This is a genomic window from Streptomyces sp. NBC_00075, from assembly GCF_045041225.1.
Taxonomy (GTDB): Bacteria; Actinomycetota; Actinomycetes; order Streptomycetales; family Streptomycetaceae; genus Streptomyces; species Streptomyces adonidis.
Map to the genome: position 1 here is coordinate 9,784,454 of NZ_CP108243.1, position 15,410 is coordinate 9,799,863.

9 protein-coding genes and 1 pseudogene are annotated in these 15,410 nt (G+C 68.3%); 2 read left to right on the forward strand and 8 right to left on the reverse strand.

Translation table 11 applies throughout. From position 1 onward, the window contains the following. Nucleotides 1-131: 131 nt before the first annotated feature. From OG787_RS42845 to OG787_RS42875, 7 genes are all read right to left on the reverse strand, one after another. Nucleotides 132-293 (reverse strand): hypothetical protein, encoded by a 162-nt coding sequence (locus tag OG787_RS42845; protein ID WP_369033872.1) that lies wholly within the window; start codon nucleotides 291-293, stop codon nucleotides 132-134. 113 nt (nucleotides 294-406) lie between these two features. After that, nucleotides 407-1,870: an adenosylhomocysteinase gene (gene ahcY / locus OG787_RS42850; protein ID WP_405538911.1), complete on the reverse strand. Its 1,464-nt coding sequence runs from the start codon at nucleotides 1,868-1,870 to the stop codon at nucleotides 407-409. Then, a complete protein-coding gene (metF, locus tag OG787_RS42855) occupies nucleotides 1,848-2,753 on the reverse strand; it encodes a methylenetetrahydrofolate reductase [NAD(P)H] (protein WP_369033874.1) in 906 nt (301 codons plus the stop codon). Before metF ends, ahcY begins: the two co-directional genes overlap by 23 nt. Beyond that, on the reverse strand, nucleotides 2,750-6,259 hold the full coding sequence (metH, locus tag OG787_RS42860; RefSeq protein WP_405538913.1) for a methionine synthase: 3,510 nt from the start codon (nucleotides 6,257-6,259) through the stop codon (nucleotides 2,750-2,752). Before metH ends, metF begins: the two co-directional genes overlap by 4 nt. Beyond that, on the reverse strand, nucleotides 6,256-7,239 hold the full coding sequence (locus OG787_RS42865; RefSeq protein WP_369036281.1) for a carbohydrate kinase family protein: 984 nt from the start codon (nucleotides 7,237-7,239) through the stop codon (nucleotides 6,256-6,258). The genes metH and OG787_RS42865 overlap by 4 nt, the downstream gene beginning before the upstream one ends. A gap of 1 nt (nucleotide 7,240) precedes the next feature. Continuing rightward, nucleotides 7,241-8,464, reverse strand: a complete 1,224-nt coding sequence (gene metK, locus OG787_RS42870; RefSeq protein ID WP_369036282.1) for a methionine adenosyltransferase — start codon at nucleotides 8,462-8,464, stop codon at nucleotides 7,241-7,243. A gap of 130 nt (nucleotides 8,465-8,594) precedes the next feature. Beyond that, entirely contained in the window at nucleotides 8,595-9,632 is a 1,038-nt protein-coding gene (locus OG787_RS42875; RefSeq protein ID WP_369036283.1) for a methyltransferase, read from the reverse strand. A 475-nt stretch (nucleotides 9,633-10,107) separates the two neighbouring features. Between OG787_RS42875 and OG787_RS42880 the strand changes: the two genes are divergently transcribed. Both OG787_RS42880 and OG787_RS42885 read left to right on the forward strand, forming a co-directional pair. Then, nucleotides 10,108-10,905: a transposase gene (locus tag OG787_RS42880; protein ID WP_369036284.1), complete on the forward strand. Its 798-nt coding sequence runs from the start codon at nucleotides 10,108-10,110 to the stop codon at nucleotides 10,903-10,905. 263 nt (nucleotides 10,906-11,168) lie between these two features. After that, entirely contained in the window at nucleotides 11,169-11,891 is a 723-nt protein-coding gene (locus tag OG787_RS42885; RefSeq protein WP_369036310.1) for a transposase, read from the forward strand. Here the strand turns inward: OG787_RS42885 and OG787_RS42890 are convergent. Beyond that, nucleotides 11,873-14,936 (reverse strand): annotated as a pseudogene (locus tag OG787_RS42890) (AfsR/SARP family transcriptional regulator). The gene OG787_RS42885 and the pseudogene OG787_RS42890 sit on opposite strands and share 19 nt — an antisense overlap. Between the last annotated feature and the right edge of the window lie 474 nt (nucleotides 14,937-15,410).

Below are 15,410 nucleotides of genomic sequence, written 5' to 3' on the forward strand. Positions count from 1 at the left end.
CACCGCCCAAGTGCTTGAACTCTTAAGAGTTGTGTAAGTGGACGATGCCGGACATGACGTGGTGGTTACGCATGGGGAAAGATGCACAAGCGAGCCGTCTTCGCGCTTGCCCGGCGCCGCCCGACGTTCTGTCAATCAATTCCGCGGATTATATGCGATTCGGCCGAATTATCCTCCTCGCCGGCCAGACGGAGCGGCGGCGTGAGGGGGTCGGTCGTGGAACGAGCGACATGTCGACGGGCGCAGGGATGCTCGCGGTATTGCTTCTCGGCCTCGTGCGGGGTGTCGTTCACGCTGTCCTCCTTGTACGGGTCAGCCCAACGCGGGACTCAAGAGAGACCGTGCCGAGGGCTCGCGTACGCGCAGCGGGGCCGACCTGCGTACGTGAGCCATGGCGTCGTGCGGCTCAGTAGCGATAGTGGTCCGGCTTGTACGGGCCCTCGACCTCGACACCGATGTAGGAGGCCTGCTCCGGGCGGAGCGTCGTCAGCTTCACGCCGAGCGCGTCGAGGTGGAGGCGGGCGACCTTCTCGTCGAGGTGCTTGGGCAGCACATAGACATCGGTCGGATACTCGTCGGGCTTGGTGAACAGCTCGATCTGGGCCAGGGTCTGGTCCGCGAAGGAGTTGGACATCACGAACGACGGGTGACCGGTGGCGTTGCCCAGGTTCAGCAGGCGGCCCTCCGACAGCACGATGAGGACCTTGCCGTCGGGGAACTTCCACGTGTGGACCTGCGGCTTGACCTCGTCCTTGACGATGCCCGGGATCTTGGCCAGGCCGGCCATGTCGATCTCGTTGTCGAAGTGGCCGATGTTGCCGACGATCGCCTGGTGCTTCATCTTGGCCATGTCGGCGGCCATGATGATGTCCTTGTTGCCGGTCGTGGTGATGAAGATGTCGGCCTTGTCGACGACGTCGTCGAGGGTCGCGACCTGGTAGCCGTCCATGGCCGCCTGGAGCGCGCAGATCGGGTCGATCTCGGTGACGATCACGCGGGCGCCCTGGCCGCGCAGGGACTCCGCGCAGCCCTTGCCCACGTCGCCGTAGCCGAAGACGACCGCGGTCTTGCCGCCGATGAGGACGTCAGTGGCACGGTTGATGCCGTCGATCAGGGAGTGGCGGCAGCCGTACTTGTTGTCGAACTTCGACTTGGTGACGGCGTCGTTGACGTTGATCGCCGGGAACAGGAGGGCGCCGTCGCGCTGCATCTCGTACAGGCGGTGGACGCCGGTCGTGGTCTCCTCGGTCACGCCGCGGATCTCCGAGGCGACCTGGGTCCACTTCTGCGAGCCGTCGGTGATGGTGCGGTCGAGCAGTTCGAGGACGACGCGGTGCTCGTCGGACTCGGCGGTGTCGGCCGAGGGGACCTTGCCTGCCTTCTCGTACTCGACGCCCTTGTGGACGAGCATGGTGGCGTCGCCGCCGTCGTCCAGGATCATGTTCGGGCCGCCGCTGGGGGTGTTCGGCCAGGTCAGGGCCTGCTCCGTGCACCACCAGTACTCTTCCAGGGTCTCGCCCTTCCAGGCGAAGACCGGGATGCCCTGCGGGTTCTCGGGCGTACCGTTCGGGCCGACCGCGATGGCGGCGGCCGCGTGGTCCTGGGTGGAGAAGATGTTGCAGGACACCCAGCGGACCTCGGCGCCCAGGGCGACCAGGGTCTCGATCAGGACGGCGGTCTGCACGGTCATGTGCAGCGAGCCCATGATCCGGGCACCGGCCAGCGGCTGGCTGGCGGCGAACTCCCTGCGGATCGACATCAGACCGGGCATCTCATGCTCGGCGAGAGTGATCTCCTTACGGCCGAACTCGGCCAGGGAGAGATCTGCGACCTTGAAGTCCGTGAAGTCAGCTGACTGCTGAGAGGACATGCGTGCTCCTGAGTCGGTTGTGGATGTTCTTGTGAATCTCAAGGGCGGCGGTGGGCCGGTTGAGGGTGATGTAGTGCAGACCCGGCGCACCCTCCGCGAGCAGCCGGTCCGCCATGGTGGTCGCGTACTCCACGCCGATGCGGTGGCCGTCCGCCGGATCGGCCCGTGCCGCCTCCAGACGGCGGGCGAGGCCTACGGGGAACGCCGCGTGGGACAGTTCGGCGAATCGGGTGATCTGCCGTACGTCGGTGGCGGGCATGATTCCCGGAATGACCGGAGTGGGACACCCGGCCGCCGCTACGCGGTCACGCAGCCGCAAATAGTCCTCCACATGGAAGAACATCTGGGTGACGGCGTAATCGGCGCCTGCCCGGCACTTGGCCACGAAATGCCGAATGTCGCTCTCCCAGTCGAGTGAGCGTGGATGCTTCTCCGGGAACGCCGCCACACCCACACTGAAAGCACCCGACCGCCGTACCAGGCCTACGAGTTCCCAGGCGTACGTAAAGCCCTTCGGATGCGACAGCCATTCCCCGTTGGGATCACCGGGCGGATCACCCCGCAGAGCCAGTACGTCCCGTACCCCGGCGTCCGCGTATTTGCCGATGATCTGGCGCAGTTCCTCGACGGAGTGTCCGACCGCGGTCAGGTGTGCGACAGGCCGCAGAGTCGTCTCCGCAGCGATGCGCCTGGAGACCTCCAGCGTGCGATCGCGGGTGGAACCCCCCGCGCCATAGGTGACAGAGACGAAAGCCGGCGCCAAGGGCTCGATACGGCGGATCGTCTTCCACAGGGTTCGAGTCCCGGCCTCGGTTTTGGGAGGGAAGAATTCGAAGGAAATGGAGTGATTGCCGCTCGCAAGGATTTCGTGCAGGGCGCTCATGCACGTGCTCCCGTATTGAAGTACTTGGCTTCGGGATGGTGGATGACGATGGCGTCGGTGGACTGCTCGGGGTGGAGCTGGAACTCCTCGGAGAGGTGGACGCCGATGCGCTCGGGCTGGAGGAGGTCGGCGATCTTGGCGCGGTCCTCCAGGTCGGGGCAGGCGCCGTAGCCGAGGGAGAAGCGGGCGCCCCGGTACTTGAGGGCGAACATGTCCTCGACGTCGGCCGGGTCCTCGCCGGCGAAGCCCAGTTCGGAGCGGACGCGGGCGTGCCAGTACTCGGCGAGGGCCTCGGCCAGCTGGACGGACAGGCCGTGCAGTTCGAGGTAGTCGCGGTAGGAGTTCGACTCGAAGAGCTTGGCGGTCTCCTCGCCGATCCGGGAGCCGACGGTGACGACCTGGAGGCCGACGACGTCGATCTCGCCGGACTCCTCCGGGCGGAAGAAGTCGGCCAGGCAGAGCCGGCGGCCACGGCGCTGGCGCGGGAACGTGAAGCGCGTACGTTCGTTGCCCCGGTCGTCGAGGATGATCAGGTCGTCGTCCTTGGAGACGCACGGGAAGTAGCCGTAGACGACGGCCGCCTCCAGCAGGGACTCCGTCTGGAGCTTGTCCAGGAGGCCGCGCAGCCGGGGGCGGCCCTCGGTCTCGGCCAGCTCCTCGTAGGTCGGCCCGTCGCCGGTGCGGGCCTGCTTGAGGCCCCACTGGCCCTTGAAGAGGGCGCCCTCGTCGAGCCAGCTCGCGTACTCCTTGAGCTGGATGCCCTTGATGACGCGGGTGCCCTGGAAGGGCGGGGTGGGGATCGGGTTGTCGACGGCGACGTCGGAGCGGACGTGGCCCTCTTCCGGGCGTTCCTCGGCCTGTACGGCGGCGGTGGCGCGGACGCGGCGCTGCTTGAGCTCGGGCAGCTTGGCGCCGGGCACGCCCCGCTTGACGCCGATCAGCGCGTCCATGAGGCGCAGGCCCTCGAAGGCGTCGCGGGCGTAGCGGACCTCGCCCTCGTAGATCTCGTGGAGGTCCTGTTCGACGTACGCCCTGGTCAGGGCGGCGCCGCCGAGGATGACCGGGTAGTCGGCGGCCAGCTTGCGCTGGTTGAGCTCCTGGAGGTTCTCCTTCATGATCACGGTCGACTTCACGAGGAGCCCTGACATGCCGATGACGTCGGCCCGGTGCTCCTGCGCGGCTTCGAGGATCGCGGAGACCGGCTGCTTGATGCCGATGTTGACGACGGTGTAGCCGTTGTTGGTGAGGATGATGTCGACGAGGTTCTTGCCGATGTCGTGGACGTCGCCGCGGACGGTGGCGAGGACGATCGTGCCCTTGCCCTCGTCGTCGGTCTTCTCCATGTGCGGTTCGAGGAAGGCGACGGCCGTCTTCATGACCTCGGCGGACTGGAGGACGAACGGCAGCTGCATCTGGCCGGAGCCGAAGAGTTCGCCGACGACCTTCATGCCCTCCAGGAGGGTGTCGTTGACGATGTCGAGGGCGGGGCGGGTCTCGAGGGCCTCGTCGAGGTCGGCCTCCAGGCCGTTCTTCTCGCCGTCGATGATGCGGCGCTGGAGCCGCTCGTCCAGCGGCAGGGCGGCGAGTTCCTCGGCCTTGCCCGCCTTGAGGGACTTGGTGGTGGCGCCCTCGAACAGGGCCATCAGCTTCTGGAGGGGGTCGTAGGCTGGTTTGTCGCCCTGCTGGGCGGAGCGCCGGTCGTAGACCAGGTCGAGGGCCGTCTGCACCTCCTCCTCGCTGAAGCGGGCGATGGGGAGGATCTTCGACGCGTGCACGATCGCCGAGTCGAGGCCGGCCTTGACGCATTCGTCGAGGAAGACCGAGTTCAGCAGCATGCGGGCGGCCGGGTTGAGGCCGAAGGAGATGTTGGACAGGCCCAGCGTTGTCTGGACGTCCGGGTGGCGGCGCTTCAGCTCGCGGATCGCCTCGATCGTGGCGATGCCGTCCTTGCGGGACTCCTCCTGACCGGTACAGATGGTGAAGGTCAGGGTGTCGATGAGGATGTCCGACTCGTGGATGCCCCAGTTGCCGGTGAGGTCGTCGATCAGCCGTTCGGCGATGGCGACCTTGTGCTCCGGGGTACGGGCCTGGCCCTCCTCGTCGATGGTCAGCGCGATCAGCGCGGCGCCGTGCTCCTGGGCCAGCTTGGTGACCTTGGCGAAGCGGGACTCGGGGCCGTCGCCGTCCTCGTAGTTGACGGAGTTGATGACCGCGCGTCCACCGAGCTTCTCCAGGCCCGCCTTGATGACGTCGACCTCGGTGGAGTCCAGGACGATCGGCAGGGTGGAGGCGGTGGCGAAGCGGCCCGCCAGCTCCTCCATGTCGGCGACGCCGTCGCGACCCACGTAGTCCACACAGAGGTCGAGCATGTGCGCGCCCTCGCGGATCTGCTCGCGGGCCATCTCGACGCAGTCGTCCCAGCGGGCGTCCAGCATGGCCTCGCGGAACTTCTTGGAACCGTTGGCGTTGGTGCGCTCGCCGATCGCCATGTAGGCGGTGTCCTGGCGGAACGGGACGGTCTGGTAGAGGGAGGCGGCGCCGGGTTCGGGGCGCGGGTCGCGCGCGGCGGGCGTGGCGCCCCGCACGCGCTCCACGAGCTGCCGCAGGTGCTCCGGGGTGGTTCCGCAGCAGCCGCCGACCAGATTCAGGCCGTAGTCCCGTACGAAGGCGTCCTGGGCGTCTGCCAGGCCCTCGGGGTCGAGCGGGAAGTGGGCGCCGTCCTTGGTGAGGATCGGCAGACCGGCGTTGGGCATGCAGAGCAGCGGAGTGCGGGAGTGGCGGGAGAGATAGCGCAGGTGCTCGCTCATCTCGGCCGGGCCGGTCGAGCAGTTCAGGCCGATCATGTCGATGCCGAGCGGTTCGAGCGCGGTCAGCGCGGCGCCGATCTCCGAGCCGAGCAGCATCGTGCCGGTCGTCTCGAAGGCCATCGAGACCAGCAGGGGTACGTCGAGGCCGGTGGCCTCCATGGCGCGGCGGGCGCCCAGGATCGACGACTTCGTCTGGAGGAGGTCCTGGGTGGTCTCCACGATCAGGGCGTCGGCGCCGCCGGCGAGCAGGCCCTCGGCGTTCGCCTGGAAGCCGTCACGGAGGGTGACGTAGTCGATGTGGCCGAGGGACGGCAGCTTGGTGCCGGGGCCGATCGAGCCGAGGACCCAGCGCTGGCGGCCGTCGCGGGCGCCGAAGTCGTCGGCGGTCTCGCGCGCGATACGGGCACCGGACTCGGACAGTTCGTACACGCGGTCGGCGATGTCGTACTCGGACGCCGCCGTGTGGTTGGCGCCGAAGGTGTTCGTCTCGACGCAGTCGACGCCCACGGCGAAGTACGCCTCGTGGACGGAGCGGACGATGTCGGGGCGGGTGACGTTCAGGATCTCGTTGCAGCCTTCGAGATTCTCGAAGTCCTCCAACGTCGGGTCCTGTGCCTGGAGCATGGTGCCCATCGCACCGTCGGCTACCACCACTCGGGTGGCGAGTGCCTCGCGAAGCGTGCGGGAAGACTCCCTCACGTCAGTACCTCCAAAAGGGGCGCGATGTCCGAGGAGGCGCCCACCCCGTATGCGTCTGCGACGCGAGCCAGCAGGTCGTCCCTGCTCAGTCGGTACTCCTGGGTTCCCACGGTCTCCAGGACCGTGGTGGCCAGGGCACAGCCCAACTGGGCCGCCCTCTCCTTGGACAGGCCGCGTCCCATGCCGGCGAGATAACCCGCACGGAAGCCGTCACCCACACCTGTGGGATCGACGGCCTCCTTGGTCGGCACAGCGGGGACGGTGAGGACCGCGTCCTCACCGGTGGCAAGGGTCACCCCCTGGGCGCCCCGGGTGGTGATCCAGGTGCCCACGCGATCCAGCACCTGTCGCTCGGTCCATCCAGTGCGTTCGCACAGCAGTGCGGCCTCGTACTCGTTGGTGAACAGCAACTGCGCCCCGTCGACGAGCTGGCGGGCCTCCTCGCCTTCCAGGCGGGCCAGTTGTTGCGAGGGATCCGCGGCGTAGGGAAGACGCAGATGCCGACTCGCGGAAGTGTGGCGCAACATGGCTGGAGGGTCGTCCGGTGCGATGAGGACGAGGGCGGGCCTGCCCGCACGAGCTGTCACATCGGCCAAACTGATATGGCGCGCTTCCGCCATGGCGCCCGGGTAGAAGGCGGCGATCTGGTTCTGGTCCCTGTCCGTGATGCACATGAACCTGGCCGTCTGGGACTGCTTGCTCACATGCACATGACTGACGTCGACTCCGTGCATGCGCAGCCAGGCTCCGTATTCGGAGAAGTCGGGGCCCACGGCGCCGACCAGCACAGGGGCGAAGCCCAGCAGACCGAGGCCAAAGGCGATGTTCGCGGCGACACCGCCCCTGCGTACCTGAAGGTCGTCCACCAGGAAGGACAGTGACACGCTGGCGAGTTGGTCGGGCAGCAGCTGCTCACTGAAGCGGCCCGGGAACGTCGTCAGCTGGTCGGTGGCGATGGAACCGGTGACTGCGATCTGCATGTCAGACCCCCACGGCCTTGCGCAGCGCGTCCACGCGGTCCGTGCGTTCCCACGTGAAGTCGGGCAGCTCGCGGCCGAAGTGGCCGTACGCCGCCGTCTGCGCGTAGATCGGGCGCAGCAGGTCGAGGTCGCGGATGATCGCGGCCGGGCGAAGGTCGAAGACCGTCGTGATCGCGGCCTCGATCTTGTCGGCGTCGACCTTGGCCGTGCCGAAGGTCTCCACGAACAGGCCCACCGGCTCGGCCTTGCCGATCGCGTACGCGACCTGGACCTCGCAGCGCGAGGCCAGACCGGCGGCGACGACGTTCTTCGCGACCCAGCGCATCGCGTACGCCGCGGAGCGGTCGACCTTGGACGGGTCCTTGCCCGAGAAGGCGCCGCCGCCGTGGCGGGCCATGCCGCCGTACGTGTCGATGATGATCTTGCGGCCGGTGAGGCCCGCGTCGCCCATCGGGCCGCCGATCTCGAACCGGCCCGTCGGGTTGACCAGCAGGCGGTAGCCCTCGGTCTCCAGCTTGATGCCGTCGTCGAGGAGAGCCTTCAGCTCGTGCTCCACGACGAACTCGCGGATGTCGGGAGCCAGGAGCGAGTCCAGGTCGATGTCGCTCGCGTGCTGCGAGGAGACGACGACCGTGTCCAGCCGGACCGCCTTGTCGCCGTCGTACTCGATGGTGACCTGGGTCTTGCCGTCGGGGCGCAGGTACGGGATCGTCCCGTTCTTGCGGACCTCGGACAGACGGCGCGCGAGACGGTGCGCGAGGTGGATCGGGAGCGGCATCAGCTCCGGGGTCTCGTCCGTCGCGTAGCCGAACATCAGGCCCTGGTCGCCGGCGCCCTGCTTGTCGAGTTCGTCCCCTTCTTCACCCGCGGCGGCACCCTCGACCCGCTTCTCGTACGCCGTGTCCACACCCTGCGCGATGTCCGGCGACTGCGAACCGATCGACACCGACACGCCACAGGAGGCGCCGTCGAAGCCCTTCTTCGAGGAGTCGTAGCCGATCTCCAGGATCTTGTCGCGCACCAGTTGCGGGATGGGAGCGTAGGCCTTGGTGGTGACCTCGCCGGCCACATGCACCAGACCGGTCGTGATCAGCGTCTCGACAGCGACGCGGGACGTGGGGTCTTCGCGCAGAAGCGCGTCGAGGATCGTGTCGCTGATCTGGTCAGCGATCTTGTCGGGGTGACCTTCGGTCACGGACTCCGAGGTGAACAGACGACGGGACATGACGTTTCTCCAAGGAGGGGAGGAGGCAATGAGGTGACTCAACGTCAACAGAACTTGGTCCCCATCCGGCGGACGAGGACCAAGTGGGGCTGTGTGCCGGAACCACAGCGTTCGAGCCAGGGGGGCACGCTCAGCGGGCCCGACCCTCCAGCATCGTCAAGTGACCGTCGCTCAGCCGGGTCTGAGCCACGATGTCCAGTCCCGCCTGGTCGAAGAGGTTGGTCCACTCGCTGATGCTTCGCTCCTTGGCGTCCATGATGAGGAGCATGAGCATGTCCATGTAGCTGCTGGCGTCGTCGGTCTCTCCACCCGTCTCCAGCACCACGTCGATGATGTAGATGGGTACGCTCGGCCCCGCCGCCTCGGCCGCGTTGCGGAGGGTGTCGACGACGGTCTGGTCGTCCCACATGTGCAGGACGTTCTTGAGGATGTACACGTCGCCCTTGACGTCGACGCTCTTGCGGGCGTCGCCGGGAACGAGCTGGATCCGGGACGACAGCTCGCCGCCGGGGCGCAGTTCCGTCAGCACGTCGTCCAGTACGTAATCGAGATCGAGCAGGACACCATTGAGGTGAGAATTCTCCTCCAGGATCTCCTTGATGAGACGGCCACGGCCCCCGCCGATTTCCACGAGAGTCCGGGCCTGCGTGAGATCTATCTTCTGGACGATATCGCTGCTGACCCGTCCGGAGTTGCCGATCATCGCGCGGTTGAAGATCTCCGCAGCCTCAAGGTCGTCCTGGGAGAGGTAGTCGTAGAACGGCTTGCCGTACACCTGCTCGAAAAGGGTGGATCCCTTTCGGACGGTGTCCGCGGTGTGGCGCATGATCTCGTTCATCATGCGCGTCATGCCCCAGCGAATCAGATATCCGGAATCACCCGGAACGTCGGAGCGCAGCTGCCGGGACAGCGGGGTGTGCCCATAGAGGTCCGCCCCGGCCCGCTCCACCACGCCGGTGAAGACAAGCGCCCGGAGCAGCCGATTCAAAGCGTCGGCATCGGCATCGACGGCGACGGCGAGTTCCGCGGCGCTCATGGGGGAATCCGTCATCGCGTCGAACAGTCCCAGCTCCACGCCGGCTTCGGTGAAGGCGGCCGGGGCACATCCAAAACCCAGGCGGAGGATTCCGAGAACAGCGGTCTTGTCGATGTTTTCGCTGGAAGTCATTTTCTGCACCTTCGAGTCGAGGAAGATCGGCGTTTATATCTTTCCGCACCACCTCTCGCGGCTTGCTCGGGAAGGGCTCGGATAGGTGTTGAGGCGGTTGATCCGACACTCTGGCCTCGGACAGGCCGAAGTGCCTGACCTCGCCCGCGACGACGAGTTCCTCGAAGGGCCGAACAGCTCTAGCCTCGATCTTTCTTGACGGCCTGCCGACAGTCGGCGGACCGTTTCGCTTTCGGTGGCTGAGAGTGGGTAGGCCGACAGCCCGGGTGTCGCGTCGGGTGGGCGCCGGGTTCCACTGCTCCGGTGTGGTGGTGCGGATCGTTGGGTTGGTCGGTGTGGTTGGTCAGCCGGGGCTCGGCAGGGCTTTGAGCCGGTCGATGACTCCGTTGCTCAACTCTCTGCGAGGGACGCTGTGTTGACGGCATGATCGCTTCCGTGGCTGGTAGCCCGTCGAATGGCCGCGGGGGTGGAATCGATGTCTCTGCCGTCCAAGGGCCTGCCCGCGGTGCCGGAGCAGACCGCAGCCGTGGCGCGTGCAGCGTTCCCGAAAGGCAGTCTGCCGATCCGGGTGCGTGATCGACTCGCGGAGGTGTTCGCCGACGAGCCGTTCGTCGATGCCTTCGGCGTGCGCGGAGCCCCGGGGATGTCGCCCGCGGTGTTGTCGCTGGTCACGGTTCTGCAGTTCGCGGAGAACCTGACGGACCGGCAGGCAGCGGCGATGGCGGTGCGGGCCATCGACTGGAAGTACGCGATCGGGGCGGAGCTGACGGATACCGGCTTCGACCACACTGTGCTGACCAGGTTCCGCACCCGTCTGGTCGGCCACGGCCTGGAGCGGGCGGTGTTCGACCGGCTGGTCGCTCACTGTCGCGATGTCGGCCTGATCGGGGCAGGTGGTAAGCAGCGCACCGAGGCCACCCACGTCATCAGCGCCGTGCGGGACCTCAACCGCCTGGAGTTGGCCGGGGAGAGCGTCCGCGCCGCGTTGGAGGCCCTCGCCGTGGCCGCCCCCGCCTGGCTGGCCGGGGAGATCGACGTGGCGGAGTTCGCCCACCGCTACGGGCCCAGGTTCAACGGCTGGACCATGCGGAATCCCAGACCAAGCGTGACCGGTTGGCGCTGGTGTTCGCCCAGGACGGCTACGCGCTCTGCCAGGCCGCCTGGTCGCCCGCCGCCCCCGCCTGGATCCGCGACATCGAAGCCGTGGCCGTCCTTCGCCAGGTCCTGGTGCAGACCTACTACCGACGCACCGACACGCGGGGACGGAAGGTGATCATCAAGCGGGACGCCGACAGCGAGGGCGTCCCGCCCGGCAGATGCCGCCTGGCTTCGCCCTACGACACCGACGCCCGCTGGGCGGCCAAGGGCGATGACCTGTTCTGGTGCGGATACAAGATCCATCTGACGGAGAGCTGCGACACTCTCCCCGGAGCCGGAGCCGGAGCCGGAGCCGGAGCCGGAGCCGGAGCCGGAGCCGGAGCCGGAGCCGGAGCCGGAGCCGGAGCCGGAGCCGGAGCCGAACGGCACGGCCGCCGGATGCCGAACCTGATCACGGACGTAGCTACCACCGACGCCACCGTGCCGGACGTGAAGGCCACCACTGGTATCCAGCAGCGCCTCGCCGAGCACGGCATCGCCCCCAGCGAGCACTACCTGGACTCCGGCTACCCCTCGGCGGACCTGGTCACCGCCGCCGCGGCCGAAGGCATCGCCATGGTCACCCCGCTGCTCGCGGACCACTCCCGGCAAGCCAAGGCAGCGGACGGCTTGGACAAGAGCGCCTTCCGCATCGACTGGACAACCCGTCAGGTCCGCTGTCCCCAAGGACACCGCAGCACCGGCTGGCACCCGGTCAAGCAGCACGGACGCGACGCCATCGTGATCGAATTCGCCAAGGCCGACTGCCGCGCCTGCCCGGCCCGCACCCTCTGCACCGCCGCCGTCCGCGGCAACCGCATGCTCACCCTGCGGCCGAAAGAGATCCACGAGAGAGTTGCCGCGGCCCGCAAGGAGCAGGACACCGAAGCGTGGCGGGCCAAGTACGTCCTGCGCGCCGGGATCGAGGGCACCGTCAACCAGGCCCTGGACATCACCGGGATCCGCCGGGCCCGCTACCGCGGCCTGGCCAAAGTCAGCCTCCAACACGCCTTCTCCGCCACCGTGATCAACATCATCCGGTTCGACGCCCACTGGACCGACACCCCCGCACGCCCCCGCGTCAGCCGCCTCGAACGCCTGGCCTACTGGCTCACCGCCTGACCGGCCATCCGGAATTGAGCAACGGAGTCTCCTACCTCCTCAAAGATGCGTAGAGCCTCCTGCTGGCACACCCGGGCGCGGTCCGTTTGGCCGACACCGGTGAGTGCGCGTCCGAGCACGGTGAGGACGGTGGCGTGCCGCCACTCGCCACCAATGCCGTGCAGCACGGTCAGTGCCGCCTCGGCGTTCGCGGCCGCCTGCGCGTAGTGCTGACCGGCGATGTCGACCTCGGCCAGGCGGAACAGGGCCATGCCTTCCCATAGCCGCTGGTGGCTCTCACGGAAGACCTCCAGTGCCTCAAGGAGTCGAATGGTCGCGGAGTCGAGATCTCCACTCCGAGTGAGAGCCAGGCCCAGGACGTAGCGAGCGTCGGCGCCACGCATGGAATTGCCCATGGAGTCGTAGATCTCCGTGCTCTGCCGAGCCAGAGTCACGGCGGTCCGTGTGTGTCCGGTGGCCAGGTGGATGCGCGAGAGGTTGCACAGGGCGCTTGCCTCACCCAGGCGGTCCTCCAACGCACGGAAATTCTCGATGGCGCGAGTGAAGTGTGCCTCGGCGTCGTTGTACCGGTTCCGGTACATCGCCACCGCACCGCTGATGTTCGAAGACCAGCAGGTGGTCAGTGGGTCGTCTGCCTCTGCGGCCAACGCGGCGGCGCGGTCGGCCTCCTGGCCTGCCACGTCGAAGCTGTTGCCGGAGATGTGGCGGATGAAGGCCCGACACACGCGCGCCCGTGCCTCGGAACGAGTGTCCCTAGCCTCCTTCGCCACCTTCCGCAGCAGCACGGCGACGGCCTCGTACTCCTTGGAGTCGGCCCCGGACTCGGCCAGGTCGACCGTGGCCCACAAGAGGTCGACGGCACGCCGCAGAGTCCCGGGCCGCGCTGACTGACGTACGCAGGCCAGCAGGGAGATCGCCTCGGTAGACAGCCAGCCCCGGGCGGTGTGACGGTCGGGGAAGGTCAGGCCGGGGTGGTAGGTCCGCTCCAGGTAATCCACGAACCGGTCTCCGGGACGTTCGATCAGATAGACCCCCGCGACGGTGGCCAAGTAGAAGTCGAGCAGCCGGGACATGGCCGCCTCCCGCTCACTCGGAGGCTGCTCGTCCCGCTCCGCACGAGCACGTGCGAAGAGCCGTACGAGATCATGGAACCGATACCGCCCCGGCGCCGCCGAATCCAGCAACGACGTGTCCACCAGGGACTCCAGCAAGTCCTCAGTCTCCTCCGTCTCCAGGTTCAGTACGGCCGCTGCCGCCGCGAGGGAGATGTCCGGGCCGTCCGCGAGGCCCAGCAGGCGGAACGCGCGTGCCTGTGCGGGCTCCAGTTGGCCGTAGCCCAGCTCGAAAGTCGCCTTCACGGCCAGATCGCCGGCCTGGAGTTCGTCCAACCGGCGTCGCTCGTGGGCCAGTTCGGCCGCGAGTACCGACACCGTCCACGTCCGGTGGGCAGCGAGCCGGGACGCCGCGATCCGGATCGCCAGGGGCAGGAAGCCGCAGGCCGCGACCACGTCCAGGGCCGACTTCCGCTCGGCGGCCACCCGTTCCGCGCCGACGATCTTCGTGAAGAGCTGCAACGCCTCCTCGGGAGACATCACGTCCAGGTCGACGAGGTGGGCTCCCAGGTCCACCATCCGCGCGCGCCGTCACCAGCGCCGCACTGCCCTCCGTGCCCGGCAGCAGGGGCCGTACCTGTGCCACGTCCTTGGCGTTGTCCAGCAGCACCAGCATCCGCCGCCTGTTCAGCATCGACCGGTACAGCGCGGCCCGTTCCTCCAGGGAGTCCGGTATCGCGGAGTCCGGGGTGCCCAACGCCCGCAGGAACGCGCCCAGTACGGTCTCCGGTTCGGCCGCGCGGGAGCCCGCGCCTTGGAGGTCGACGTACAGTTGGCCGTCGGGGAAGGCGGTTCGTGCCTGGTGGGCCACGTGCACCGCGAGGGTCGTCTTGCCCACGCCGCCGATGCCGGCCAGTGCTGACACCGCCACGACGCGGCCCTCGGCCGATGCCAGGACCTCGCTCAGTTCCAATACGAAGGCCACCCGGCCGGTGAAGTCCGCGACCGTCGCCGGGAGTTGCGCCGGGCGCACCTGGACGGCTGCCGGTCCAGGGGCCGGTGGTGCCGACGGTTCCGCCAGGATCGGGTCGGCCCGGAGGATGCGCTGCTGCAGGTCCCGCAGGCCGGGGCGCGGGTCGACGCCCAGTTCGTCCGCCAGCAGGCGGCGCGTGTCCGCGTACACCGCCAACGCCTCGGCCCGGCGGCCACTCCGGTACAGCGCCAGCATCAGCAGCTCGCGCAGGCGTTCGCGGAGGGGATGGGCCGCCGTGAGCGCGGTCAGCTCGCTGACCGCCTCCGCGTGGCAGCCCTGCTCCAGGTCCATGTCCAGGCGGGATTCGAGGAGTTGAAGACGCCACTCCTCCAGCCGCACCCGCTGCGCCTCCGCGTACGGGCCCGGCACGCCCGCCAGCGGCTCCCCGTCCCACAGGTCCAGCGCGAAGTTCAGTACGTCACGTGCGTGGAACAGGTCCCCGGCGTTCTTCGCCTTCTCCGCATCCGCGGCCAGCGCCTGGGCCGCCGAGAGGTCCAGCGCCCCGTCGCGCAGCCCGCGGATCGCGTAGCAGCCCGTCTGGCTGAACAGGACCCCGGAGCCGAGCACCTTCCGCAGCCGGGAGGCGTACGTCCGTACCGCTGCCAGTGCCCGCGAGGGCGGTTCCTCGCCCCACAGGGCGTCGATCAGCTCGGCCGCGGTCGCGGTGCGGCCCGCGCGCAACAGCAGGACGGCCAGCAGGGCCCGTTGCTGCGGGGACCCGGTGGGAAGTTGCCCGTCGCCGCGCCAGGCGCGCACCGGTCCGAGCACGCTGAAGCGCAGGGGCTCTGCCTCGTCTGGCACGTGCCGCTGTTCGGGAGTAGGGGATGCAGACTCCTGCACGGTTGCGATCCCCCGAGCCAACGTCTGATCGCCTGCCCGGGTCCCCGAGGAGGGCAGTGGCACAGGCGCTGGGGCCGTACGCCGTTCCTCCTCGACGTGTTGGGCCGCGGCCACGAGCATGAGTCGCGCTCTCTCCAGGCGACGCTCATCGTCCAGGGCCTGAGCCGCCTCGAACTCCGCGGTGGCGAGGTTGACCAGCGCGGAGCGGGACAAGGGGTGGCGTGACCCGAGTGCCGCGGATGCCTTCTGGGCAGCGACCGCAAGGACATCGGCGGCCCGCTCCCACCGATCGCGGTCCTGCGCGGCCATGGCCGATCCGAACTCGGCCCGGGCCACGGTGATCAGCGCGGAGAGCGACTTCGGATGGGCGCCGCCAAGAAGCCGCACCAGCCCGCGCGCCTCACGGGCGACGGCATGCACCCGTTCATCCGCCTCGGCGTGACGTCCCCGCTGGCGGGCGGTCTCCGCCAGCACCGATTCCGCCAAGAGCCGGATCTCCAGCCGTTCCTGTTCATGGAGGGAGTCATCACGAGCATCAAGACCCAACGCCTCCTCGGCCGCGCTCGCGGCCCCGGGCAGGTCCCCCACCCGCAA

What these genes read in the sequence shown, in the direction of transcription:
- metK (WP_369036282.1), bottom strand. Translation starts at nt 8,464, where the DNA reads ATGTCCCGTCGTCTGTTCACCTCGGAGTCCGTGACCGAAGGTCACCCC.
- OG787_RS42865 (WP_369036281.1), bottom strand. Translation starts at nt 7,239, where the DNA reads ATGCAGATCGCAGTCACCGGTTCCATCGCCACCGACCAGCTGACGACG.
- OG787_RS42875 (WP_369036283.1), bottom strand. Translation starts at nt 9,632, where the DNA reads ATGACTTCCAGCGAAAACATCGACAAGACCGCTGTTCTCGGAATCCTC.
- metF (WP_369033874.1), bottom strand. Translation starts at nt 2,753, where the DNA reads ATGAGCGCCCTGCACGAAATCCTTGCGAGCGGCAATCACTCCATTTCC.
- ahcY (WP_405538911.1), bottom strand. Translation starts at nt 1,870, where the DNA reads ATGTCCTCTCAGCAGTCAGCTGACTTCACGGACTTCAAGGTCGCAGAT.
- OG787_RS42880 (WP_369036284.1), top strand. Translation starts at nt 10,108, where the DNA reads ATGTCTCTGCCGTCCAAGGGCCTGCCCGCGGTGCCGGAGCAGACCGCA.
- OG787_RS42885 (WP_369036310.1), top strand. Translation starts at nt 11,169, where the DNA reads ATGCCGAACCTGATCACGGACGTAGCTACCACCGACGCCACCGTGCCG.